Here is a 22,325-nt window from a genome sequence, read left to right on the forward strand (position 1 = left end):
AACAGTTGCGTGCAACGCCCCGGTCAGGATCGGGGCGTTGCCTGCGGCCATGGATGATCGCGCCGTCATGCCTCCTCGATGGAAGGCACGCGCGATCACTGCTTCAGGACGGTGTTGTTGGCGCCCTTTTCCATCACGTCGATCACCAGAAGCTTGATCGGGACCGGTCCGACGTTCTCGGCCTTGTGCCATTGTCCGACCGCCTCGACGATGAAGCTGCCGAAGCCGTAAGTCTCGGTCTTGTTCAGCTCGGTGTTGGTCACGCGCAGGGTCCCATCGAGGACGTAGCCATAGCGCGGATAGGGATGCTTGTGCTCCGGCAGCTTGGCGCCCGGTGCGATTTCGAAGGTCGAGACGACGATCTGCGCATCCTTTTGCGGCATCACGATCGGTTGACCGCTCGCGGTCTCCAGCGTCGACAGGATTTGCGTCACGGTGACCGGCGCAACGGCCGTGAGCGCCGGCTTTTCCTCGGCCGCCGCCGGGAAGCCAAGCAATGCCAGTGACGCTGCTGCGGCTCCCGCCCAAAACCCAACACTTCGTAGCTTTCGCACGATGAACTCCCTCTCGGATCGGCCGCCAGCGCCGTCCAAGGGCACCATGCACATCAGCCGGCGGGCAGACCTTGCGCCGATGGTCATCGGTGCGACGGATTGCAGAAGCGTGTCGTCGACGTTCGAAATGGTTACGACTGTAACCACGCTCGCTTCCCGCCCGGTCGCAGCTTCAGCGCGACGTCTTCGAAGCTGCTGCTTCCATCGCCCTGCGAGCTTTCACGGTCTCATCATTGGCGTCGACCTCGACGTCGCTCCAGCGCACCACAGCGCCATGGGCCACGTCCCGGATCAGTCTCACGCGATGGGCGAGCCCGATCGGCAGCGCGCCGAGGCGGAGGCTCGTCTCTGCCGGCATCAGGCGGCCCCACACCGTATAGCCGCCTTCGCCGTCGAGCATCTCGCCCGTCGCGAGATCGCGCTTCGCCACCGCGGCCACATCGCCGCGGAAGCCGCGCGGCTGGCCGGTCGCCTCGTTGCGCAGCGCGGCCGACAGGATCGAGATGTTCAGCTCGAGGCCGATCAGGTGATAGGGCTTGTACATCGCGGCATAGCGGCCGCTGGCGTCCGTCTTGAGTCCGTACTGCCTGAAACAGTCGGCCGCATAATCGTTCGGCGCTTCCAGGACGACGTAGACGCCCCAGCGCAGGTCGCGGAACACCGGGCGGCCGTCGCGTTCGAGCGATGATACCACCTCTACCAGTCCCGCTTGCTCCAGGATGCCGCCGGCTGCGCGTGGCCGCAGCACATGCGGCAGATCGTCGACCCCGCAGGGCGGAAACAACAGGCCCTCCGACGGCACGTTGAGCCCGGTTGCGTTCGCGATCGCCGCCATCTCGATCGCGGATTTGGTGCCGTCGAGGAAGGAGTTGAACATCTGCGGATTCATGCCGGCGGATTGCGCCTCGGCGGCCGTCAGGCCGTAATGCTGCCAGACGTTGTCGGGCGTCACATCGTGATAGGTGGGCAGGTACTTGGTGCCCTTGCCGGCGGCGACGACGCGAAAGCCGGTGGCGCGGGCCCAGTCCACCATTTCGGCGGTCAGCGCCGGCTGATCGCCATAGGCGAGTGAATAGACCACGCCGGTCTCGCGGGCTTCAGCCGCCAGCAGCGGACCCGCGAGCACGTCGGCTTCGACATTCACCATGACGATGTGCTTGCCCGCAGCGATCGCCGCGCGCGCGTGGCGGATGCCGGCAGCCGGGCTGCCGGTGGCTTCGACCACCACCTCGACATCGTCAGCCATTGCCTTCGCCGGATCGGGCGTGAACGTCGTCGCGGCAATCAGGGCCTCGTCCCAGCCGACCGTCTTACATGCATCCCGGGCGCGCTGCGGATCGAGATCGACGATCACGGAGACCTCGAGGCCCGGGACGTGCGGGACCTGCGACAGAAACATCGAACCGAACTTGCCGGCGCCGATCAGCGCCACCCGAACCGGCTTGCCGGCGGCGTTGCGGGCTTGGAGGAGGGAGAAGAGGTTCATGGACATCCAGCTCAACTTTGGCTTCGCTCTGGGCGATTATCACTTGCCCGTCATGGCCGGGCTTGACCCGCCTGCGGGGCCGAAGCCCCTTCGGCGCGGCGAAGGCCCGGCCATCCATCCACACGAGAGCAACGAGTTGGCGGATGGATGCCCGGGGTCAAGCCCGGGCATGACGACCTCATTCGAAGCTGATGGCCTGTTCTACTCCGCCGCTTCGCGATGCGCCCGCGCGAGCCGCAGCAGCGCAACGTCATCGGTCGCCATGATCGGCGTGAAATCGCGATGGGCGATGTAGTCCGGCCGCGTGGGGGTCCGGATGTAGTTCGAGACCGCATTCAGCGTCAGGTACACGATCTTGCGCGGATAGGGCGTGATGTTGCCGGCCGAGCCATGCACGAGATTGCCATGGAACATCAGCATGCCGCCCGGCTTGCCGGTCGGCGCGACGATGCCGCCCTGATCGACCAGCCGGGTCACCGTCGCTTCATCCAACGTCCAGAGCGGATAGGACGTCGTCTGAAGGTCGTGCGAGGCCTCGAGATCGCCGGCATGCTGGCTCTTCGGCACCAGCATCAACGGACCGTTGATCGGCATGACCTCATCGAGGAAGATCGCGATGTTCATCGCCCGCGGCTCCGGCATGCCGTCGTCACGCTTCCAGGTGCCGTAGTCCTGGTGCCATTGCCAGACATCGCCGGTGAAGGCGGATTTCGCGTTGATCTTGAACTGATGCATGTAGACGCCCTCGCCGAAGATCTGCTCGATCGGCTCGATCATGCGGGGATGCGCGGCCAGCGCCGCGAACGCCTCGTTGTAGAGATGGGCGGCAAAGGCGGTACGCGGCGCGCCGCTCTTCTCGCGCCAGACCTCGGGCCGGTTGGCGGCGTAGATCGCCTCTGCCTCGCGCGCCAGGAATTCGGTCTCTTCACGGCTGAACAGCTCGGGCAGGAACAGCCAGCCCTCGCGGTTGAAAAATTGCACCTGGTCGTCGTCCAATCTCATGGCGCGTCCTCCTTGTCGAGCGGTTCGCACTGACGTGCGCCGTGGTTGTTCACTCCCGCATCTTCCGGCGAACGATCATCCGATCGTCCACGACGCGCGTCCGGTCTTGCTGCCGGAGCGCGCGTCTGCAAGACGGCCCTACGGCTTCTTGCCTTGCTCGATCAGCATCCGCGTCATCAGATAGAGGCGCGGCACGATCGAGGTCGTGTCGACATATTCATCATGGGCATGCGCATTGAAGCCGGCCAGCCCGAAGCTCTCCACCACCACGGCCTTGCCGCTGCGGTTGGCAAAGCCGGCGTCGGTGGCGCCGCCGGTAGTGCCGACGATGTCCAGCGGACGGTCGAGTTCGGCGTAGATCGCCTTTCCCTCTTCCGCCAATGCGCGACCGCGCTCGCCGGCCACAAAGGCCGGCCGGCCCGGCTCGATCGTGATCTTGACCTCAGTGTCGGGGACCAGATGGTTCTTGATCTTTTCGTCAAGTGCGGCCTGCAGCTTCTCGATCCCGTCGGGAATGGTGAGCCGGATATCGGCACCGGCGCTCGCTTTCTCCGGAATCTGGTTGCGCACGGTGCCGGCCTTCGCGGTGGTCCAGTTCAGCTGCGTGCCTGGTATCGACTTGGCGACATCCTTGGCCTGCAGCAATTGATGCGCGAGCTCGATCAGCGCGTTGCGGCCACGGTCCGGCGCAGCCCCGGCATGCGACGCGCGCCCCGTCACCTCCATCGTTCCCGTCGCCGTGCCGCTCGCCCCCAACCGCAGCGTCTCGTGTGGCGCTCCGGGCCGCGCGGCAGTCGGTTCGCAGGACAAAACAACATCATGCTGATCGGCGAGCTGCGAGATGAATTCGCCGGAGCCGATCGAGCCAACCTCCTCGTCGGGATTGAAGGAGACCGTCAGTTTCGAATAGTCGTGCCAGCCCATGTCCTTCAGGATCTGCAGGCTGTGCAGGATCACCGCGATGCCACTCTTGTCGTCGGCGATCCCGGGCCCGTAGATCAGATCGCCCTCGACGCGATAGGGCTCCGTCTTCAGGATGCCCGGCTGATACACCGTGTCCATATGCGCGATCAGCATCAACTTCCGATGGCCGGTGCCCTCGAACGTTCCGATCACCATGTCGGCGCCGGCGCCGCGCGTGGTCTTGCGCCGCTCGGTGGTGGCGCCGAGCGCCTTCAATCGCGCTTCGGTGAAGTCGGCCATCTTCCGCAAGCCCCCGACGTCGCTCGAGCCGGATTCGATCAGCACCATGTCGCGCAAGGTGTCGATCAGCGCTGGCTTGGCCTGCTCCGCCGCTGCCTTGAGCTTCTCGTCCGGCGCCGCCCGGGCCATCGAAGGGACACAGGCGATCGCAAGCAGGGCGGCTGCAGTGAGGTGAGCGAAGCGAGCTTTCATCAATGATCCCTGTCAAAGGCGGCGCAAAGCGCGGCTCCCAGGCGCGAGGACGCCATCAGCCGAGATTGGCAGAATCCGGGTGGATCGCAACATTCTCCAAGCCTAGACTCAGCTGAAGATTTATATGGGGCAGCAAACGATGGAGCCTGCCATGCCAAATGAGCATTTCGCACTGTTCGAGACGGCGATCGGCGCTTGCGCGATCGCCTGGGGTCCGCGCGGCATCAACGGCGTGCAACTGCCGATGGGGAGCCCGGAAAAGACCCGCGTTCGGATGCGCCAGCGCTTCGGCGAGATCGACGAGGCTGCGCCGACGCCGCAGGTCAGCCACGCGATCGCGCGCATCACGCGCCATTTGGCCGGCGAAGCCGATGATCTCACCGATATCCCGCTCGATCTCGATGACGTGCCGGCGTTTAATCGGGGCGTCTACGAGATCGCGCGGGCGATCCCGCCCGGCAAGACCATGACGTATGGCGACATTGCCAAGCAGCTTGGCGGCGTGGAACTGTCGCGCGATGTCGGCCAGGCGCTCGGCCGCAACCCGTGCCCGATCGTGGTGCCGTGCCATCGCGTGCTCGCAGCCGGCAACAAGCCGGGCGGCTTCTCAGCCCGCGGCGGGGTCGACACCAAGCTCAAGATGCTCGCCATCGAGGGCGCGGCCGTGAACCATACGCCGAGCCTGTTCGATTGAGGTCGTGACGGCGCGCCGGTGTCGTCGTCAGCCGGACGCAGGCGCGACTAGACCCACTCGCAGGTGAACCCAGTGCCCTTGCGGCGGATCCTGCTGATCGAGGGTGAGGGGAAATGGGCGGGGCAGCACAGCGCATCGCTGTCGCAACAGCGCTCCAGGAACCGCCGCCGCGTCGCAGCTGATTCCACCGGGTCGACGTCGAATCTCGGCGACAGCTCCGGATAGCGCAGCTGCAGCGGCGAGTGGATCAAGTCTCCGGCAAACAGCGCATCGTCCCTGCCTTTGCCGATCGCAATGGCGATATGGCCCGGCGTATGACCAGGGGTCGGAACGATCCGCACGTGATCACCGATCGCAAAATCATCGCGGACGAGATCGGCCCGGCCCGCCTCGACCACCGGCAGCACGCTCTCCACGAACGGCGGCACTTCGGCCGCTTCGTTCTGCGCCGTCCAGTGGTCGTATTCGCGTTTGCCGAACACATAGCGCGCGTTCGGGAAAGTTGGCACCCAGCGGCCGTTGTCTGCCTTCGTATTCCAGCCGACATGGTCGGCATGCAGATGCGAGCACATCACGATGTCGATGTCGGCAACCCCGACACCGGCGGCCGCGAGCGCCCGCGCATAGCTGTCGTCGCTCTTCATGTTCCAGGTCGGATACCTCGGCAGCCGCTTGTCGTTGCCGATGCAGCTGTCGATCAGGATGGTGTGATGCGGCGTCTTCACCACATAGGACTGAAAGCAGAGGATAAAGGTATCGCGATCGTCGATCGCTCCCGCCTGCTTCAGGCCCTCGCGGTTCTCGTCGAGCATTTCAGGCGTCAAATTGGGGAACATCTCGCGTGCAGCGAAGAACGGGATTTCCTGCTCGACGATGCGGCGGATGGTGAAATCGCCCACGGAAAATGTCGATGTCACGAGCTGTTCCTTCGTTTACGCGGCGGGTGGCGCCGAGACCCTGACGGAGTCCCGCTCAAGCGCCTTCTGATAGAACGCCTCCAGCGCTGGATAGGCCTTGCGCCAGCCGCAATCGGCAAAGCGCAGATCGGCATAGCCGAGCACGCAGGTCAGGCCGATCGCGGCGACATCGAACGGACGGGTCAGAAGATCCGGCTGGCCCGCAAAGCGCGCCATGCCGGTCCAGGCCCGGTTCCAGTGGTCGTCGCGCCAGGCTGTCCAGCGCAGCGCCTCGGGGCGCACCATCGCCTCGTAGCGGCACAGCAGCATGGAATCGAGCATGCCCTGCAGCATCGAATGCTCGCTCTTGACCTTCCAGCGCGAAGGCCCGGAGGCGGGGATCAGTCTGCCGCCACCGGCGAGCTCGTCGAGATATTCGGTGATGACGTAGGAATCCAGGATCACGTCGCCATTGTCGAGGATCAGGACCGGCAGTTTCTTCAGCGGGGTGATGCGGGAATAGGCCTCGTCCGCTTGCCCCGGCGTGGCTGTGGTCGGCACCAGCTCGATCCGGTCGATGAGCCCGAGCTCGATGGCCGCGATGCGCACCTTGCGTGCGAAGGGAGAAGAGGGAGAGAAGGTGAGTTTCATAGTGATGCCCTGCGATGACTCTTTCCGTCGTCATGCCCGCGCGTGTCGCGGGCATTCACGTCTTCCTCGACGCAATCACGAGCGTGGATGGCCGGGACAAGCCCGGCCATGACGTCGAGGGGGCCGCCAACTACGCTTCGACAATCACGCTTCGACGATCACCTGGCGCTGCTCGCCGAGGCCTTCGATGCCGAGCGTGACGGTGTCGCCGACATTGAGGTAGGTCGGCGGCTTCATGCCCATGCCGACGCCGGGCGGCGTGCCGGTGGTGACGATATCGCCCGGCAGCAGCGTCATGAATTGCGAGACATAGGAGATGCACTTCGCGAGCGAGAAGATCATGGTCGCAGTGGTTCCGGTCTGACGGCGCTGGCCGTTGACGTCGAGCCACATTGACAGCTTCTGGACATCAGGAATTTCGTCCTTGGTCACCAGCCACGGACCCACGGGGCCGAAGGTGTCGTGCGACTTGCCCTTGGTCCACTGTCCAAGCCGCTCGATCTGGAAATTGCGCTCGGAAACGTCGTTGCAGATCGTGTAACCCGCAACGTAATTGAGCGCCTCGGCCTCGGAAACATATTTGGCGCGCGTGCCGATGATGACGGCGATCTCGACCTCCCAGTCGAGCTTGGTCGAGCCGCGCGGCTTCTCGACCGGATCATTGGGGCCGGACAGCGCCGTATTGGCCTTCAGGAAAAAGATCGGCTCGGCCGGGATCGGATTGCCGGTCTCCTTGGCGTGGTCGGAATAGTTCAGGCCGATCGCGACGAATTTCGAGATGCCGGTGACGGGCGCGCCGAGCCGCGGATTGCCGGAAACGGCAGGCAGGGAAGCAGGATCGATTGCCGCGAGCTTCTTCAGGGACTCCGGCGCATAAGCGGCGCCGTCGAGGTCCTTGATATGGGCCGACAAGTCGCGCAACTGGCCGGACTTATCGATCAGGCCCGGCTTTTCCGCGCCCTTGTCGCCGTAACGAACAAGCTTCATCTGGTTTCTCTCCCTTGACCAGTCTCTGGCATTCCAGAGGCCATTGTCATGGCGCAAGAGGATATGAATTTCAATCGCGGCAAGGCATGGCTGGGAGGCATGGCTGGCGGTCCGACGCCGGCATTTGCGCATTCCGGGGGGGAGGCCGGAATTAGCCTCGGGCCTCGACCGAAAGGCACGGCAGTGGCGCCCGGGGTGCCGACAATCCCCCTCAACTTGTCCGCCCCTCCATTGCACGGGTGAGGCCTCGATCTCATCTTGTCGTTGAGCCTGGACGGTGCGGGCCTACGCTCGCCCGCGCGATGGATCGTCTTTTGACAGCCGGCGTTGTCGGCGAAGAGGAGATTAAGATGCCAGAGCTGACGATATCGCCCGAGAAGGTCGCGTTTCTGATCGAGAAGGCACGGGAGTTCGAAGTCAAGGAGGATGCCACCGATCCGGACTCCGGGTCGAATGCCGCCGATGACGACATGCTCGATGTGCTCGAGGATTCCGGCAATGATCCGGTGGTGCGCGAGATCACCGGCTTCATCAACGCGCTCACCGAGGATGAGCAGACTGATCTCGTCGCCTTGATGCGGCTCGGCCGCGGCGACGGCGACATCGAGGACTGGGACGATCTGCGGGCCGAAGCGTCAGGCCAGCGCGACCGGCATACCGCCCGCTATCTGCTGGGCGAGCCGATGCTGGGTGATCTGCTCGCCGAGGGGCTGGAGGCGTTCGGCGTCGACTGGACCGAGGAACGGACCACCGCGGATTCCTCGAGCCCGAGCGAGCGCGACGAGGACGAGATCACGAAGCGCTAGCCGATCGGCGGACCGCAGTGAACGATAAGCGATGCGGCCTTTCACCCTCCCCTGGAGGGGGAGGGCCGGCTCACATGAGCGTAGCGAAATGTGAGATCGGGTGGGGTGAAGTCGCCGCACTCGCATATCTTGCGATCACCCCACCCCGATCGCTTCGCGCTCGACCCTCCCCCTCCAGGAGGGTGGCGGACGTCACAGCGTGCCGGGGAAGGAGCCGCCGTCGAGCAGGATATTCTGCCCGGTGATGTAGCCGGCCTTGGCCCCGCACAGGAAAGCGCAGAACAGGCCGAACTCTTCGGGATCGCCGAAGCGGCCTGCGGGGTTGGTCTTGGCGCGGTCAGCGAGAATTTGCTCCGCCGGGATGCCGCGCTTGGCGGATTCCGCCTTCGCCGTGCCGATCAGGCGGTCGGTCTCGAACGGGCCCGGCAGCAGCGCGTTGATCGTCACGTTGTTGATCACGGTCTTGCGGGACAGCCCGGCGATGAAGCCGGTGAGGCCGGCGCGGGCGCCGTTCGAGAGGCCGAGGATGTCGATCGGCGCCTTCACCGCGGCCGAGGTGATATTGACGATACGGCCGAATTTGCGCGCCATCATGCCGTCCACCGTCGCCTTGATCAGCTCGATCGGGGTCAGCATGTTGGCGTCGAGCGCCTTGATCCAATCGTCGCGGGTCCAGTTGCGGAAATCGCCCGGCGGCGGACCGCCGGCATTGTTGACCAGAATGTCCGGCTCCGGACAGGCCTTCAGGACCGCAGCACGGCCCTCGGGCGTGGTGATGTCGCCGGCCACCTCGGTCACGGTGACAGCAGGGTTGGCCGCGCGGATCTCGGCCGCGGTCTTGGCCAACGCCTCGGCGCCGCGCGCGGTGATGGTCACGTCAACGCCCTCATTGGCCAGCGCGATGGCGCAGGCGCGGCCCAGTCCCTTGCTGGATGCGCAGACGATGGCGCGGCGGCCCTTAATCCCGAGATCCACGATTGATCACTCCACGAAGTCAGATTGCGGCTTGAAGATGAGGTCTCATCTTAACCAGGGCGAGCCCGGCTGATAAGCGCAAACGGCCCTTGCTGAATTGCATGCCTCGTCCCGCCACTCGGCTCTGCCGCAACGCGGCATCAGATGCGCCGTTCCTGTTTCAACTTCTCGACCGCTGCGGCAGCTTCCGGCGGCAGCGACCGAAAGCCCTTCTGGGCTGCAAGCGAGAACAGCGGCCGCAGCTGCGAGCCGTTGAGAAAGCCGGGCTGGCGCTCGGGCGGCACCAGCTGGTCGAACACCAGCACGACGGTCGTAGCGACCATGCTGACGCGGAGCGCGCCCAGCGCCGCGCCACCGAGCCGGTCGCCGATCCCGGCCTCCGCTCCGACCGCTTCATCGAGCATCATGCGGCCGAGCTTTCCGCAGATCATGCCGATCACGAGAAACGTGACGAAGAACAGCGTCCAGTTCTGCAGCATGGGCGAGGCCGGCTGCGGCTGAAGGTGCGGCGCCAGGCTCGCCGTCGCCGCCACCGCAAGCGGCATCGCCAACAGATAAGCAAGGATCGTGATCGCGCTGCGCAACAGTCCGGTGTTGAAGCCGGTCACCACGGCGATCAGCAGCGCGGCATAGACGGCGAGATCGAAGCTGTTCATGGCTGCTCCCCCGGCGATCCTATGCCCCGAACCCGTAAACAATTCCGGTTTGCGCTGCGTCAAATCGTCTGTATCAACGCCAGCAAAGGGAACGAGGAAACGCTAAGGGATTGCAGCATGTCCGATCTGTTCGACGTGGCCAACGAGACCATCCTCATCACCGGGGCGAGTCAGGGGCTCGGCCGGCAATTCGCGCGGGTGCTGTCGGCGCATGGCGCGGCCGTGGCGCTCGCAGCGCGGCAGACCGCCAAGTTGAAAGCGCTGGAAGAGGAGATCCGCGGCCGTGGCGGCCGCGCTGCCGCCGTCGCAATGGACGTGACCAGCACGGATTCGATTGCCAAGGCCATCGATGCCGCGGAAGCCGCACTCGGCCCGATCACGGTGCTGGTCAATAACGCCGGCATCGCGGTGGAAAAGCTCGCGGTCGAACAGACCGAGGCCGATTGGGACGCGGTGATCGGCGCCAACCTGAAGGGCGCTTATTTCGCCGCAACCGAGGTGGCGCGCCGCATGATTGGGCGCAAGAGCGGCGGCAACATCATCAATATCGCCTCGGTGCTCGGCTCCAGCGTGGTGAAGTTCATCTCGCCCTATGCGATCTCCAAGGCGGCCGTGATCCAGGCGACCAAGGCGCTGGCGCTGGAACTCGCCGCCAGCAACATCCGCGTCAACGCGCTGGCGCCGGGCTATATTGATACCGAGATCAACCACGACATCTGGGAAACGCCGGCGGGCGAGAAGCTCATCAAGCGCATCCCGCAGCGGCGCGTCGGCCAAGAGAGCGATCTCGACGGCGCCATCATGCTGCTGGCCTCCAGCGCCTCGCGCTACATGACCGGCAGCGTCGTCACCGTCGATGGCGGTTTCCTGCTGACCTGAATTGTCTCCCCCGTCATTCCTGGGCGACGCATCAGCGTTGAACACGGAATCCCGCGCCACAATTCCTGAGGCCGGACCGCTCGCGCGCGACCCGGAATGACGCAGCTAACTCAACCACCGCAGCAGCTTCTCGAGCCGCGCGATCTTGGCGCCATAGGGCGGGTAGAGATCGGCCATGCGGTTGAGCGGTGACCGATAGAACACCGGCTTCAGCTTGCTGAAACTGTTGAACCCCCATTCGCCATGATAGCAGCCGGTGCCGGAGGCACCGACGCCGCCCATCGGCTGGTTGATCTGCGCGAAGTGCAACAGGCAGTCGTTGATGGTGACGCCGCCGGAGACCGTGCGCGCCAGCACCTCGTCGCGCGCGGCGTCATCGGTGCCGAACCAGTACAGCGCCAGCGGCCGGTCATGAGCGTTGATGTAGGCGATGACGTCCTTCGGGTCGCGATAGGCCATGATCGGCAGCAGCGGCCCGAAGATCTCCTCCTGCATGATCGCCATCTCGGGCGTGGCGCCGGCGACGATCGTCGGCGGGAATTTGCGCTGCTGTCTCCAGCCGGGATCATCGGCATTGGGCGGCCGCAATAGCCTTGCGCCTTTCGTGGCTGCGTCCTCGGCCAGGGCCTCCAGCCGCTGATAATGGCGGTCGGAGATGATCGCGGTGTAGTCCGGGTTTTGCGGATCGGTGCCGAACATCGTGAGCATGTGCCGGTGAATCTTGTCGGCGCATTCGGCGAGCCGGGCCTCGGGCACGAACACGTAGTCCGGTGCGATGCAGGTCTGTCCGGCATTGAGCAACTTGGCATAGGCGATGCGCTGGGTGGCTTCGTCGAGATCGGCCGAAGCATCGATGATGGTCGGCGACTTGCCGCCGAGTTCGAGTGTGACCGGGGTGAGATTTTTCCCTGCGGCTTCGGCGACGATGCGGCCGACCCGGGTCGAGCCGGTGAAGACGAGATGATCGAAGGGAAGGCGCGCGAACGCTTCCGCCACGCCCTCCTCGATGCCGGTGACGAAGAGCTCGGTCGGCTCGAAGTTGGCCGCGATCAGCTCCTTCAACAGCGCAGAAAAGCACGGCGTCAGCTCGCTCGGCTTGATCATGACGCGATTGCCGGCGGCGATGGCGCCGAGAGCGGGGGCGAGCGTCAGTTGCAGCGGATAGTTCCAGGGCGCGATGATCCCGACCACGCCCAGCGGCTGCGGCATCAGCCGGTTGGCCGCGGGCCAGAACTGGAGCGCGGTCGAAATCCATCGCGTCTTCATCCAGCGCGGCAGCATCTTGATGGCGTGCCTGAGCTCGCCTTGCAGAAACAGCGTCTCGGCGATGGTGGTCTCGATCGCGCAGCGGTGGCCGAAATCCGCCGAGATGGCCTGGGTGAAACGCTGCTCATTGTCCGCGAGCACGGCCCGCAACCGCTTCAATCGCGACAGCCGCGCTGGCAAAGCCGGCGGCGGCGCACCGCGCGACAGCTCGACCATGGCATGGAAGGCGTCATCGAGGGCGGACAGAGGCGGCTCTTTCAGCGACTGGTCCATGGACGTTTTCCCGGGCGTGTCCTGCGGCGCGTTTTGATTCCCGGCCTGCAGCCGACATGTGCCATCTGAAGCTGGCGCTTTGCGGAACCCTTGGCAAGGCATGGCGCGGCAAGGGACGGCACAAGCGGCCGGCGACAGCGCGCTCTGGCAGCACCGGCCAAGCGGAGAGCGGTGCTGCCCGCCCCGATCGAGACCGATCCGCCAAGGAGCACGGCGGCGTGCAAATAACGTTCTGTTTTATATATGCAATTTTGCCTTTCGCCGACCCGCTTTCGGCTGTCACAAATCTGGAAAAAAATTGGCCTGAGGCCTTTCCAAACCGGCCCGGCGTTGGTACATACCGCCCGCACCCCACGGCCGGCCCGGCCAGCGGGGTTTAAGCCTTCTCAGGAAGCCTTAATGGACGGATGACCGGCGCGCGAGGAGCGTCAGCCAGGATCGTTCGGTTATTTGGTTTGTTGACAAGCGCGACTTCGGTTTATCGCGGGGTGGAGCAGCCCGGTAGCTCGTCAGGCTCATAACCTGAAGGTCATAGGTTCAAATCCTATCCCCGCAACCAAAGTTCGAGATGTTATGAGCGGATTGAACAAGCGCCGAGGCTCGGGCTCGGTGGCCACCCTGTTCGACCCATGGGCGTACCAAGCCTGAATGTTCGTTGATGACCGCCCTCGCGGTGCGCTGCGATCCGATCATGTCGATGAGCTGGTTCGGCGCTTCCGACGGCGTGGATCGACGACGATCAACCGTCGGATCGGAACAGTCTCCCGATCGATCACAGCACGAGCTGCGACGACGACCTTCGCGACGAAGCTGCTCGCCGTGTTTCGCGGAACCGAGCGCGCATATGCGCGGTGGCGCGAATTGTCGGTCAGCCAGGGTTATGGCAGAACGAATTCTGAACCGCGGACCTGAATTTTCCGGGCCGGGCGTCGGATCGTGTGCCACTCTCAAGACATGCCGCCAGTATCTTTTTCCGCCAAGTTCTTTGCGACGGTTTTTTCTCTCATGCTCCTGTTTGCGGGGCAGGCGGCACTCGCCGATCCGGCTCTCGCTGAGGCCGGTCGCGCGACCGGCGCTGGCGAGCAGACGAGTGCCACCGACAACAACAAGGATGGCACTCAACAAGGCGCAGAAGCCATCCAAAACCACGATGCTCAAGAGACGCTGTGCCTGACGATTGAAGCCTCGGCACGGGCGAGCGATCTGCCGCTCGAATTCTTTGCGCGGGTCATATGGCAGGAAAGCCGCTTTCAAGCCGATGCCATCGGGCCGGTGACGAGGAACGGTCAGCGTGCGCTTGGCATCGCGCAATTCATGCCGGCGACGGCGCGGGAGCGCAGGCTGCTTGATCCGCTCGACCCGGTGCAAGCGCTGCCGAAGGCCGCCGAGTTTCTGGACGAGCTGCGCAAGCAGTTCGGCAATCTCGGCCTCGCTGCCGCGGCCTATAACGCCGGTCCAAGGCGCGTGCAGGAATGGCTCGCGGGGTCAGGCGGGATGCCGGAGGAAACACGCAACTACGTGCTTGCGATTACCGGAACCAGCATTGACGACTGGGCCAAGGTGAGCAAGAGCGACCAAGCAACCAGGAGCGCGCCGAGCACCAGTTGCCGCGAGTTGATCGCGTTGCTCAGACGTGCGCCCAACCGCTTCGTCGCCCAGCTTGCGCAGCGGGTGACACGCGCCGTCGTCAAGCCGTGGGGCGTGCAGCTCGCTGCAGGATTCAATCGAGATCAGGCGCTCGCCATGTATGTGCGCGCGATCAAGAACCTGACTGCTGTCGTTGGTCCGCAGGATGATCCATTGTTGCTGCGCGTTCGCGGCACCAGCTCGTTTTTTCAGGTTCGCATTGGCGCCAACACGCGCCGCGAAGCCGACGATCTCTGCCGACGCATTCACCGCGCCGGCGGCGCCTGCCTCGTGAAGCGCAGGGGCGCATGAGGCACGCCGGATAGCGCGGGCTTCAATGTGTCCGGCGGCCATTGTCAGGTCTGTAACAACGACCGGATCGTTTGATATGCCGGATGGGCGAGTTGCTTCCGTCAAGCCGGCCGCGCCGTGGTGATCACCGTCGCCGGCGAGCGATGGTGATCGCGGCAGGAGTACGCGGATGTGGGCTAAGCGCCGCGAGCTGGAGAGCGCGATCGATCAGTTGGCGTCGCAACATCGGTGAGCGCTGCCACAAGGCGAAAGCCGGAAGCGCAAGGTTCGGTCCGATCCAGGTCGCGAGCAGGGTAAGAACCGTCTTCATAGGTTTGTCCTCCTGTCTGGTAATCGGCGGGAGGCTGGAGCGGTTCCCAGCTTTGGGCGAGGATCGTCGATCCGCGAGCGCATCCTTTGGCCCGAAGATCTTGTCCAAGGATGCGGGCGGCGCAACGAGAGCGCCTCGGGGCCGATAGGCGCCTAACCCACGAAGGATCGGACCACGTGACGCGCGATCAAGATCAGACCCTCAGTATACCTGCCTTGGGACAGGAATTGATCGGCCTGGCTTAAAAAACTGAACGCAAAGAGGGCTGCTGCGACTGATTTCAGCATGTGCACCGCCTAAAGGGCGTCGGACAAACACTCTGCAAGCTCGTTATAGATGGGCGGTACTAACCGATCGTTAGCAAATTCGCGCCAATCGAAAGCATCGGCCGAAAAAGGTATCGCGCTCATCCAACGCGGGCGCTGGGCGTGCTTACGGGCTTGATTGTCGTTTTGTCCCAGGCAAACATGGCAGCCTGAGTTGAATATTTGAGCCCGGAACGGGCCAATTTTTTGTTGGAAGCCTCGTCGCATTATTGCTGGACGCCGTCATGGCCGATGCCTTGGATCGTAAGATCGAAGCTTTGAAGAGGTGGCAGCTGCAGGCGTGGCGGCGCCTCGCCGAACCCCTCGTCACGCCATTTGAGCGACGCGAGATCCGCAACCACATGAAGGAAGCGGACGCCGTGTTCCGGGCCTGCCTCGAGGAACGCGTTCGCCGAACGAGTAATATTTTACCAACCTAATTAGTTGCGCATCCTACCATGCATAAGCGGTCGAGACCCATTCCGCCGCGCACAGGTGATTTTGCAGGCCGAATAGCGTTCACCACTCCTGAAGTGGAGGTGTGGATGTGCAAGCTCGAGCTCGACCCTGAGGAACTCCGTCGGAAAGCCGAGGAGTGTGCCCGCAACGCCAATTTGGCGAATAATGACTGTGACAAGGCCGCTTGGCTCAAGCTCGCGGAAGATTGGGAGAGGCTGGCGCGGGCGCAGGAATTGCGCGCCGCAAGTAGCGGTGATGCTTGTGATGGTTATCTGGGGTGAGCATCGAGCACTCGAAGATTTCGATCTGCAGTAAGCGCCAAGATTCTGAAGCTGAGAATCTGAGATCAAGAATCTGAAGGCAAGATTCCGAAACACTGTTGCTCCTACGCAACCAATGTTTGAGTGCGCACGGATAACGTGCGTCGAATGAGTATTCGCATTTACGATGTATATTTGAACCGCAGGAACGATCTCCTGGTCGTTCCGAGAGGATATCCTGTACCGTCCGAACTGGGTGAAAGCTGGTCGAAGAGAAAGCGCGTGCGCGCTGTTAGTGAAGTCATTCGCGAACAGGTCGAGCAGCGCGGCTACTATCGCAGACGATCCTGCGAACTGATGAACAAGCATCGTCCCGGCTGACGGGATCGGCCATTCTTCAAACTCGGCCCGGCCTCCGTCGGGCACCGAACGCGTTCGAATTTTCGAAATCCATACTCAAAGCGAATTTCAAAAGCTCTGCCTGAGCACCGCTTGGGCCAAATGCCTGAGCTGCGAGACAACGAACTGTTCCAGAAATTCGCCAAATGACGGCCAGACCACCAGCATGGCCCCAAATACGACGAGAGCGGTTGATCCGAGCGCTAATTCTTTCAAATCACGATCCATGCCGGGTTGAGTATAGAACCGTGCTTCGTTTTCACAATGGATCGGGTACCAACTGAACGCTCAGCCCACCGACCGCATGCGAGGCGCTGGCGCGGCAATTGCCGAACCTGCTCTCGCGAAATTAGCGAGTGCGACCTGCTCAGCCGAACATGTCCGCCAGGACGATGGAGCTGAGGCTAGAGGAGAGATTGAGCGCAGCATCGACAGATCACGCGGAAATCTTTCCCGCCCGGTGAAGTCCGGTTGGGCTCGGTAGAGGATAGCTCGTTGCGGAAGTTTGCGTTCGTCAGTGCGTTCAGACCGGTGGCGGAGAAGTTGAGATCAGGTTCGGCCGTTCGCTCTTCGCCGCTGCTTGAAGTTTGCAGCCGCTCCGGATCGGCAGCTCGTCATCAATCCAGGATGACTACTTCCAGGGTGATTGAGCAAAAGCATCAAGCGCGTGGACGAAGAAAATGCTGACGCTGAAGAGGGCGGTGATGGCGGCAATCGATTCGAACATGGCTTTGTCCCTTGAAAACGCGTTCATCGAAACTCTAGAAGTCGTCTGTTTCAAGCCAGTTTCATTCCCAGAGCAAAATGATTTCATCCTGTTGAATTTCGGTCACGGCGCTGATGGGAACGCCTTCATAAGCACCTGTTCCGATCTGACGGGATTTGTGGAGTTCTGCTCCGCGAATGTTGCCGCCGAAATACGCGTCGGTGCGCGCGGCAAAGCCGTAGTTCTACGGTGTGTCCGTTAGCGCTCGTCTGCACAGAAGCGTGCATCCATCGATGCAAACGCGAGTGTTCTGCGCGACGCTTTCGCTCACCCGGTGTTCAGCTCAAACCTGCTTGCGTCGCCTGGCGCACTTCATTGATTGAGCCTGGCCACGAGGCTGCTCGCCGGCACCCAACGAACTAGCGTCTCGGGATCGAATAGATGTTGCCGTCCAGATCCAGGATCACTTCTGCGGGACGCCCGTCCTTCAGCGTCGCGTGGCCTCGCCAGACGCCGCGATCATCCTGATAGAGCTCGGCGACGTCGTAACCCTTCGCCTTCATACGGGCACTGGCCTCGTTCGAATCGGTAGGCCTGCTTTCGCCTTTCGATTGAGGGTTCGGGCTGGGGACAATCTCAGGCGTGACCGCCGAGAAAGCAGGATAAATCGTGTCTGCAAAACACGAGCTTGTCGGATTGTAAGAGCGCGCACATGGACTTAAGGGGCTCGTCGGGTAGGCCTCCGGGGTGGTCGGAATGGTGGGCCACGCTGACGACCTCGTCGGCTGGGTCTGCGCTCCGGCAGATGAATTGATTCCCAATACCAGGGCTGCTGCAATCGCAAATCGCATACGCATCTCCCTCGGAACAGAGCTAGGGCTCAACCTCGAAGATGGGAAGATGGTTCATATCACGACTTCGGTCGGCGTGCTCATGCTGCGCCGGGGTGCTTTCATACCGAAGGTCCGGACGAGGCGAGGACATTGAGCTCGGAGCCAGACATGCGGATCTAAGTCTTTAGTGGAGCTTCCTCGAAGCGATGATCGGCGCGAACATTCACCGCGACGCGGTCGAGTGTCACAAGCGAGTGAGGTTCTTCCAGTAGGCTTGGAGCGACAACTAATGCTCCCGCGGAAAGCGGGTCTGCACTAGCAGCGGAGCGTCTGGAATCAAGCGGTAGAAAAAAACACGCATGCCGTGAACGCGACGCGCGTAGGCGCGACAAACGATATGAGCAAAAGGAGTATCTGTTATGCCGCGAGCGTTGAACTGCCACGAACTCGCTGAGCTTCTTCGCGAACTGAAGAAGCTTCGCGCCGAAGTTCGGAAGGCCGAGCGCGATGCAGAAGACGCTCGGCTGGAGGACCGCGGGGCACGAGCGCGAGGTCAGCGCGGCGGGCATGAACGTCGCTTGATCGATCAGCGTCCGGACGAACTCGGCGGATCGGGCCTTCCGGCCGTCGCCGTCTGGCTCTCGTAGCAGCGGCTGTCCCCAACGTTCGCTATTTCGGAGCGACCCTGTGAAGTCGTCTTCCGGTTGGGAAGACGTCATAAGGCATTGATTCTGGATTGATTTGGCAGCCATTGCCGCCGCGCTCGCCAGCCCTATTGAGCAATTTCTGATCTCCATACCAAGCGCCGCTGCTGCTAGCGGGCTGCCTTCATGGTCTTGAAGCTGTGTCACGCTCTCGTGGCGACCGGCTTGCCCCGCTGGTCCAGACACGTGAGAGCCGCGCGCAGGCGCGCTGGTACCTCAGCGCATCAGCGGGTTTCAAAACTGCGAATCCATCTGGAATTGTGGCGAAAATGTAGTTGGCCTGCCCACGATCTGCTCCATACTCAGGAGGATGATTCGGGCGGGCTGAGGCGTGACATGATCCAGTGGGACAAGGTCTCCATCGCAGAAATGCTGTTCATCTCGATCATGCTCGCCGGTGTCGCTGCGATCGTCGGCACTGGTCTCGAATGGGCCATCCTGCGTTAGTTGCGTCGTGAGACACGACAGCTCTTCGGCCCAGCCATCAGCGATGACCGGCCCAGGTGCTGGGGGTCCAAGCGCTGGGTTCAAGTCCTGAGGCGCAAAGCGGTCAGTGCACCCAGCTTGGCTGAAAGCTCAGCGGCGCTCGGACGGCCGGCCGGAAGCGCGATAATCGGCCAGGGCCTTGCGGGCGACGATTCCGAGTTCCCCGAGGGTGGTCCTTCTGCCCTGGGCGGCATCAGCCAGCCGGTGGGCGATGAAGGCGCGAACCTCGTGATCACCGCCATACGGCAGCGCCCGGCAGGTCTCTTCCAGCGCCCTTTCCATGTAGGTCTTGATGGGATCAGTAAGCTCGTACACGTCGTGTCCCCACGAAAATCGCTGAACTGATGAACTTTAGCATGCCCTTCAGGATGCGCTCAATTTGCCATCCGCCAATGCGGCGTGTCTGACATTCGCGACAGTATATCCCGCTTCAGTCCATCCGCGAGCAGTCCCAAGCGAATGTCAGAACGGGCTATCAGCATGCTCTCATCATGGCCCGATGTGAAATCCGTTAAAGTACCTGCATTCGCCGGAAGGTCGCCTCAAACGTTGCCGTCAGGAATGCTCGGGATTCTACCGCATCTGCTCAGTGCCGCCATTGCTCCGCCGGCCCGACGTGCAAGACATATCCTCAACCCAGCCGCTTAGGATCCCTTGTTCCGGAACGACTCACGGCCACGAGCCGCATCCAGCTCGGCGCGAACGCGCTCGATCACAGGCGTGTAGTCCCGACGCTCGTCCTGCCGGAACAGGCGCATGGTCGGATACCAGGGACTGTCCTCGCGATCGAGCAGCCAGCGATAGTCCGGCACGTACGGCAACAGGACCCAGGTCGGGCAGCCGAGCGCGGCCGAAAGATGCGCCACGCTGGTATCGACCGTGACCACGAGATCCAGGCAAGACACCAGCGCAGCCGTCTCGACGAAATCGGTCAGATGCGCGGTCAGGTCGATCATGTCGGTCCGCTCCAGCAGCGCCGGCCTGTCTTCCGCTCGCGGGTCCTTTTGCAGGCTGACGAAGGTCGCATCAGCATCGAGGAGACCAACCATGGTCCGGAACGGCATCGAACGGGCGCGATCTCGAGGGTGCCTCGGATTGCCGGACCAGACAAGGCCGACCCGCGGCCGGTCGTGGGAGCCGAGACGCTGCTCCCACGTCTGGACGCGATCGGGCGCCGGAGCGGGGAGATAGGAGGCTGCGGCCGGGATCGTGTCGAGGCGGGTCCCGAAAGCCAGCGGCAGGCTGGTCAGGGGACAGTGGAGGTCGTAGGGCGGCGCCGTCGTCGCCGATCTCGGAAGGCACTGCGCAACGCCGGGAAGCCTGGAGAGAAGCGGGTAGAGTTCGTCCTGGACAAGCAGGATCACGCGCGCGCCGCGCGCCGCCAGCATCGGGACGTAGCGCGCGAACTGAATGACGTCGCCGAGTCCTTCATCCGGGCACACCAGGATGGTCTTGCCATCGATGGGTTCGGTTCCTCGCCAGAGCGGCCGGGACAGCTTCGGATAGCCCTCGACAAGAATGGGGATTTTCCAGCGCGCGGCCTCACGACCCGCCCAGCCGGCTTCGAAATCCCCGGTGAGTAACTGAAGCAAGGCCAGATTCCATTCGGCGCTGGCGTCGTTAGCATCTTCGGCGAGGGCCCGCCGATAACAGGACGCGGCCTGGTCGAAGCGGCCAAAATGTTCGAGCGCAATCGCCTTGTTTTTCAGGGCATGCTTGTCGCCAAGGGCGAAGGCCTTGTCGTAGGCGGACAACGCCTCTTCGTAGCGGCCGAGCGCCGAGAGACAGTTCCCCATTTGATTGCAGGCATCTGCGTTGGTCGGATCGAGCAAGCGGACCCGTTCAAGGTCAGCGAGGGCTTCTGCGTAACGCCCCAAGCTCCGCAGCACGTCCGAGCGCAACCCGAACGTCTGGATGTCGTTGGGCTTCAGCTCCGCGCACATGTTCAAGTAGACGAGTGCGTCCTCGAAACGCCCCGCCTGACGCAAAAGGATCGCCGCCTTGTTCGCCGCTTCCCAGGAGCCGGGCGCAAGTTGAAGCGCGTGCTGGAAGCTGAGGATGGCTTCGTGATTGCGCTGCAGCTCAGCCAATATCAGTCCGAGATTCTGCCACCGCTCCGCATTGTCGGGCTCGAGCTCGACAGCCTTCTCGAACGCCTTGAGCGCCTCGGCGCCTCGTCCCTGCTGCAGCAGCGCGGTCCCGAGCGCTGTGAGATAGTGCGGCTTCGGCGCGCGCCGGATCGCGCCGGCAAGCCATTCCACCGCATGATCGAACTGTCCGGTCTGGATGCACAACAGCCCCATCAGGTGCAGCGTGTCGGCATGACCGGGGTCGAGCGCGAGGGCCCGCTGGCAACATAGCTGGGCGTCGAGATGTCGGCCGGCACGCATGTGGTCGATGGCGGCCTCATGCAACTGAACCACGCCGTCGGGCGCTTTTTGACCGGCCGTGTCATGCACGAGAGCCTTCTCATTCTCGCGACCGCTCATTGCGCCACCTGAATTTTGCTTTCAGATGGAACAGGTATTTGATTCTCGCTTGAGCGGAAAGAATTCGTCCTCTGGACGTTTTCAGGTTGCGTGCCGGCGCATTTGGGCAAGCGTCACCGGTGGCGGGGGTGGCGCCGCCTCAAATTCTGCAGTGATCGCTGGACTTCATTTGGCCAGGGCACGCTATCTGGCCAAGGCACGCTCGCCGTCCAGGCGGGTGGGGCGCCGGAGCAAGATGTCGATCCGGTCGCCCGACCCGCCGTGGCTCGCGTCAGTTCTTCGAGCCGGCGCCCTTCAGCGCGTTCCACGCGGCCTGATTGGCTTGATCGAACGCCTTGCGCGTGTCCGCCAAGGCGGCACTCAGCACCGTCCAGGACCCGCTGCCGGTCTGCTTCAACTTCTGCAGCCGGGCTTCGGCCTCAGCTCCGTCCGACTTCATCTTCGCGATCGCCGCTTCGACGTTGGCTTGTCCGGTAGCTGCGAACTTCGAGGCGGCATCGTGGAACGTCGCGGTGGCCTCGCGCCAGGCCTTCGCTTGCGCCGCGGCGACATCCTTGAACGTGGCCTGCTGCTGTTCCAATTGCTTGCCGAGACCCTCGAAATAGGTCTGGACCTGCGCCTCAAAACCCTCCCATTGGGTTTCCATATCCGCCTTGGCTTGCTGCCAAGCGGCCTCGCCGGCATCATGCTGCGCCTTCAGCGAGGCCTTGAATTCATCCCGCCGCTGCTTCAGGTCCGAAATCACCTGATCGACTTTCGGCTTCATCTCGGCGGCTGTTTGGCTCGCCTTGGCTTCGAATGAGGCCAACGCGGCATCCATCTCGTCGATGCGCTCCTTGGCCCAGTTCAGATAGACATGCACGCTGCTTTGCTCAGGCATCGTTGCCTCCGCTGGTTGATCCCCACCGATCATTGC

Annotated in this window: 22 protein-coding genes and 1 tRNA gene; 9 read left to right on the forward strand and 14 right to left on the reverse strand. The window is 63.1% G+C overall.

The genetic code is table 11. The features are described from left to right. Window positions 1-95 precede the first annotated feature (95 nt). The 4 genes from ACQR1W_RS26860 to ACQR1W_RS26875 form a co-directional block, all read right to left on the reverse strand. On the reverse strand, window positions 96-701 hold the full coding sequence (locus tag ACQR1W_RS26860; protein WP_434853627.1) for a cupin domain-containing protein: 606 nt from the start codon (window positions 699-701) through the stop codon (window positions 96-98). Between the two features lie 25 nt (window positions 702-726). Next, window positions 727-2,040 carry an NAD(P)H-dependent oxidoreductase gene (locus ACQR1W_RS26865; protein ID WP_434853628.1) on the reverse strand — a complete coding sequence of 438 codons (1,314 nt, stop codon included), beginning with the start codon at window positions 2,038-2,040 and terminating at the stop codon, window positions 727-729. A 201-nt stretch (window positions 2,041-2,241) separates the two neighbouring features. Further along, on the reverse strand, window positions 2,242-3,042 hold the full coding sequence (locus ACQR1W_RS26870; RefSeq protein WP_434853629.1) for a phytanoyl-CoA dioxygenase family protein: 801 nt from the start codon (window positions 3,040-3,042) through the stop codon (window positions 2,242-2,244). A gap of 138 nt (window positions 3,043-3,180) precedes the next feature. Continuing rightward, complete coding sequence (locus ACQR1W_RS26875; protein ID WP_434853630.1) at window positions 3,181-4,437, reverse strand: M20/M25/M40 family metallo-hydrolase; 1,257 nt, start codon at window positions 4,435-4,437, stop codon at window positions 3,181-3,183. A gap of 151 nt (window positions 4,438-4,588) precedes the next feature. On the opposite strand from ACQR1W_RS26875, the gene ACQR1W_RS26880 reads away from it, so the two are divergent. Then, window positions 4,589-5,131, forward strand: a complete 543-nt coding sequence (locus ACQR1W_RS26880) for a methylated-DNA--[protein]-cysteine S-methyltransferase (RefSeq protein WP_008972720.1) — start codon at window positions 4,589-4,591, stop codon at window positions 5,129-5,131. Window positions 5,132-5,178: 47 nt separating this feature from the next. Here the strand turns inward: ACQR1W_RS26880 and ACQR1W_RS26885 are convergent, their stop codons facing one another. The 3 genes from ACQR1W_RS26885 to ACQR1W_RS26895 all read right to left on the reverse strand — a co-directional run bounded on the left by ACQR1W_RS26885 (window position 5,179) and on the right by ACQR1W_RS26895 (window position 7,665). Further along, the gene (locus ACQR1W_RS26885; RefSeq protein ID WP_434853631.1) at window positions 5,179-6,048 is read right to left on the reverse strand and encodes an MBL fold metallo-hydrolase; all 870 of its coding nucleotides are present in this window, start codon (window positions 6,046-6,048) and stop codon (window positions 5,179-5,181) included. 15 nt (window positions 6,049-6,063) lie between these two features. After that, window positions 6,064-6,678: a glutathione S-transferase family protein gene (locus ACQR1W_RS26890; RefSeq protein WP_434853632.1), complete on the reverse strand. Its 615-nt coding sequence runs from the start codon at window positions 6,676-6,678 to the stop codon at window positions 6,064-6,066. Window positions 6,679-6,822: 144 nt separating this feature from the next. Further along, window positions 6,823-7,665: a fumarylacetoacetate hydrolase family protein gene (locus ACQR1W_RS26895; RefSeq protein ID WP_434853633.1), complete on the reverse strand. Its 843-nt coding sequence runs from the start codon at window positions 7,663-7,665 to the stop codon at window positions 6,823-6,825. Window positions 7,666-8,015: 350 nt separating this feature from the next. Between ACQR1W_RS26895 and ACQR1W_RS26900 the strand changes: the two genes are divergently transcribed. Continuing rightward, entirely contained in the window at window positions 8,016-8,471 is a 456-nt protein-coding gene (locus tag ACQR1W_RS26900; RefSeq protein WP_434853634.1) for a DUF3775 domain-containing protein, read from the forward strand. Window positions 8,472-8,663: 192 nt separating this feature from the next. Here ACQR1W_RS26900 and ACQR1W_RS26905 read toward each other — a convergent pair whose 3' ends face one another. Next, a complete protein-coding gene (locus ACQR1W_RS26905) occupies window positions 8,664-9,446 on the reverse strand; it encodes an SDR family oxidoreductase (RefSeq protein WP_008972726.1) in 783 nt (260 codons plus the stop codon). A 140-nt stretch (window positions 9,447-9,586) separates the two neighbouring features. Continuing rightward, a complete protein-coding gene (locus ACQR1W_RS26910) occupies window positions 9,587-10,102 on the reverse strand; it encodes a CvpA family protein (RefSeq protein ID WP_434853635.1) in 516 nt (171 codons plus the stop codon). 117 nt (window positions 10,103-10,219) lie between these two features. Here ACQR1W_RS26910 and ACQR1W_RS26915 point away from each other — a divergent pair, with 117 nt between their 5' ends. Beyond that, entirely contained in the window at window positions 10,220-10,981 is a 762-nt protein-coding gene (locus ACQR1W_RS26915) for an SDR family oxidoreductase (protein WP_434853636.1), read from the forward strand. A gap of 105 nt (window positions 10,982-11,086) precedes the next feature. On the opposite strand, the gene ACQR1W_RS26920 is transcribed toward ACQR1W_RS26915, so the two are convergent. Then, window positions 11,087-12,520, reverse strand: coding sequence for a coniferyl aldehyde dehydrogenase (locus ACQR1W_RS26920; protein ID WP_434853637.1), 1,434 nt, complete (start codon window positions 12,518-12,520; stop codon window positions 11,087-11,089). Between the two features lie 482 nt (window positions 12,521-13,002). Between ACQR1W_RS26920 and ACQR1W_RS26925 the strand changes: the two genes are divergently transcribed. From ACQR1W_RS26925 to ACQR1W_RS26950, 6 genes are all read left to right on the forward strand, one after another. Then, a tRNA-Met gene (locus ACQR1W_RS26925) sits at window positions 13,003-13,079 on the forward strand. A gap of 446 nt (window positions 13,080-13,525) precedes the next feature. After that, window positions 13,526-14,458: a transglycosylase SLT domain-containing protein gene (locus tag ACQR1W_RS26930; RefSeq protein ID WP_434853638.1), complete on the forward strand. Its 933-nt coding sequence runs from the start codon at window positions 13,526-13,528 to the stop codon at window positions 14,456-14,458. A gap of 860 nt (window positions 14,459-15,318) precedes the next feature. Continuing rightward, window positions 15,319-15,513: a hypothetical protein gene (locus ACQR1W_RS26935; RefSeq protein ID WP_008972733.1), complete on the forward strand. Its 195-nt coding sequence runs from the start codon at window positions 15,319-15,321 to the stop codon at window positions 15,511-15,513. Between the two features lie 105 nt (window positions 15,514-15,618). Next, complete coding sequence (locus ACQR1W_RS26940; RefSeq protein ID WP_434853639.1) at window positions 15,619-15,813, forward strand: hypothetical protein; 195 nt, start codon at window positions 15,619-15,621, stop codon at window positions 15,811-15,813. Window positions 15,814-15,960: 147 nt separating this feature from the next. After that, a complete protein-coding gene (locus ACQR1W_RS26945; protein ID WP_434853640.1) occupies window positions 15,961-16,173 on the forward strand; it encodes a hypothetical protein in 213 nt (70 codons plus the stop codon). Between the two features lie 698 nt (window positions 16,174-16,871). Beyond that, window positions 16,872-17,159, forward strand: a complete 288-nt coding sequence (locus ACQR1W_RS26950) for a hypothetical protein (RefSeq protein WP_434853641.1) — start codon at window positions 16,872-16,874, stop codon at window positions 17,157-17,159. Window positions 17,160-17,316: 157 nt separating this feature from the next. Here the strand turns inward: ACQR1W_RS26950 and ACQR1W_RS26955 are convergent, their stop codons facing one another. The 4 genes from ACQR1W_RS26955 to ACQR1W_RS26970 form a co-directional block, all read right to left on the reverse strand. After that, entirely contained in the window at window positions 17,317-17,460 is a 144-nt protein-coding gene (locus ACQR1W_RS26955; protein WP_434853642.1) for a hypothetical protein, read from the reverse strand. Window positions 17,461-19,010: 1,550 nt separating this feature from the next. Next, on the reverse strand, window positions 19,011-19,235 hold the full coding sequence (locus ACQR1W_RS26960; RefSeq protein ID WP_008972741.1) for a hypothetical protein: 225 nt from the start codon (window positions 19,233-19,235) through the stop codon (window positions 19,011-19,013). Window positions 19,236-19,564: 329 nt separating this feature from the next. Continuing rightward, on the reverse strand, window positions 19,565-21,409 hold the full coding sequence (locus tag ACQR1W_RS26965; protein WP_434853643.1) for a tetratricopeptide repeat protein: 1,845 nt from the start codon (window positions 21,407-21,409) through the stop codon (window positions 19,565-19,567). A 271-nt stretch (window positions 21,410-21,680) separates the two neighbouring features. Next, window positions 21,681-22,289, reverse strand: a complete 609-nt coding sequence (locus tag ACQR1W_RS26970) for a hypothetical protein (RefSeq protein ID WP_434853644.1) — start codon at window positions 22,287-22,289, stop codon at window positions 21,681-21,683. Window positions 22,290-22,325 lie beyond the last annotated feature (36 nt).

This window comes from Bradyrhizobium sp. HKCCYLS1011, assembly GCF_051167795.1.
Classification (GTDB): Bacteria; Pseudomonadota; Alphaproteobacteria; order Rhizobiales; family Xanthobacteraceae; genus Bradyrhizobium.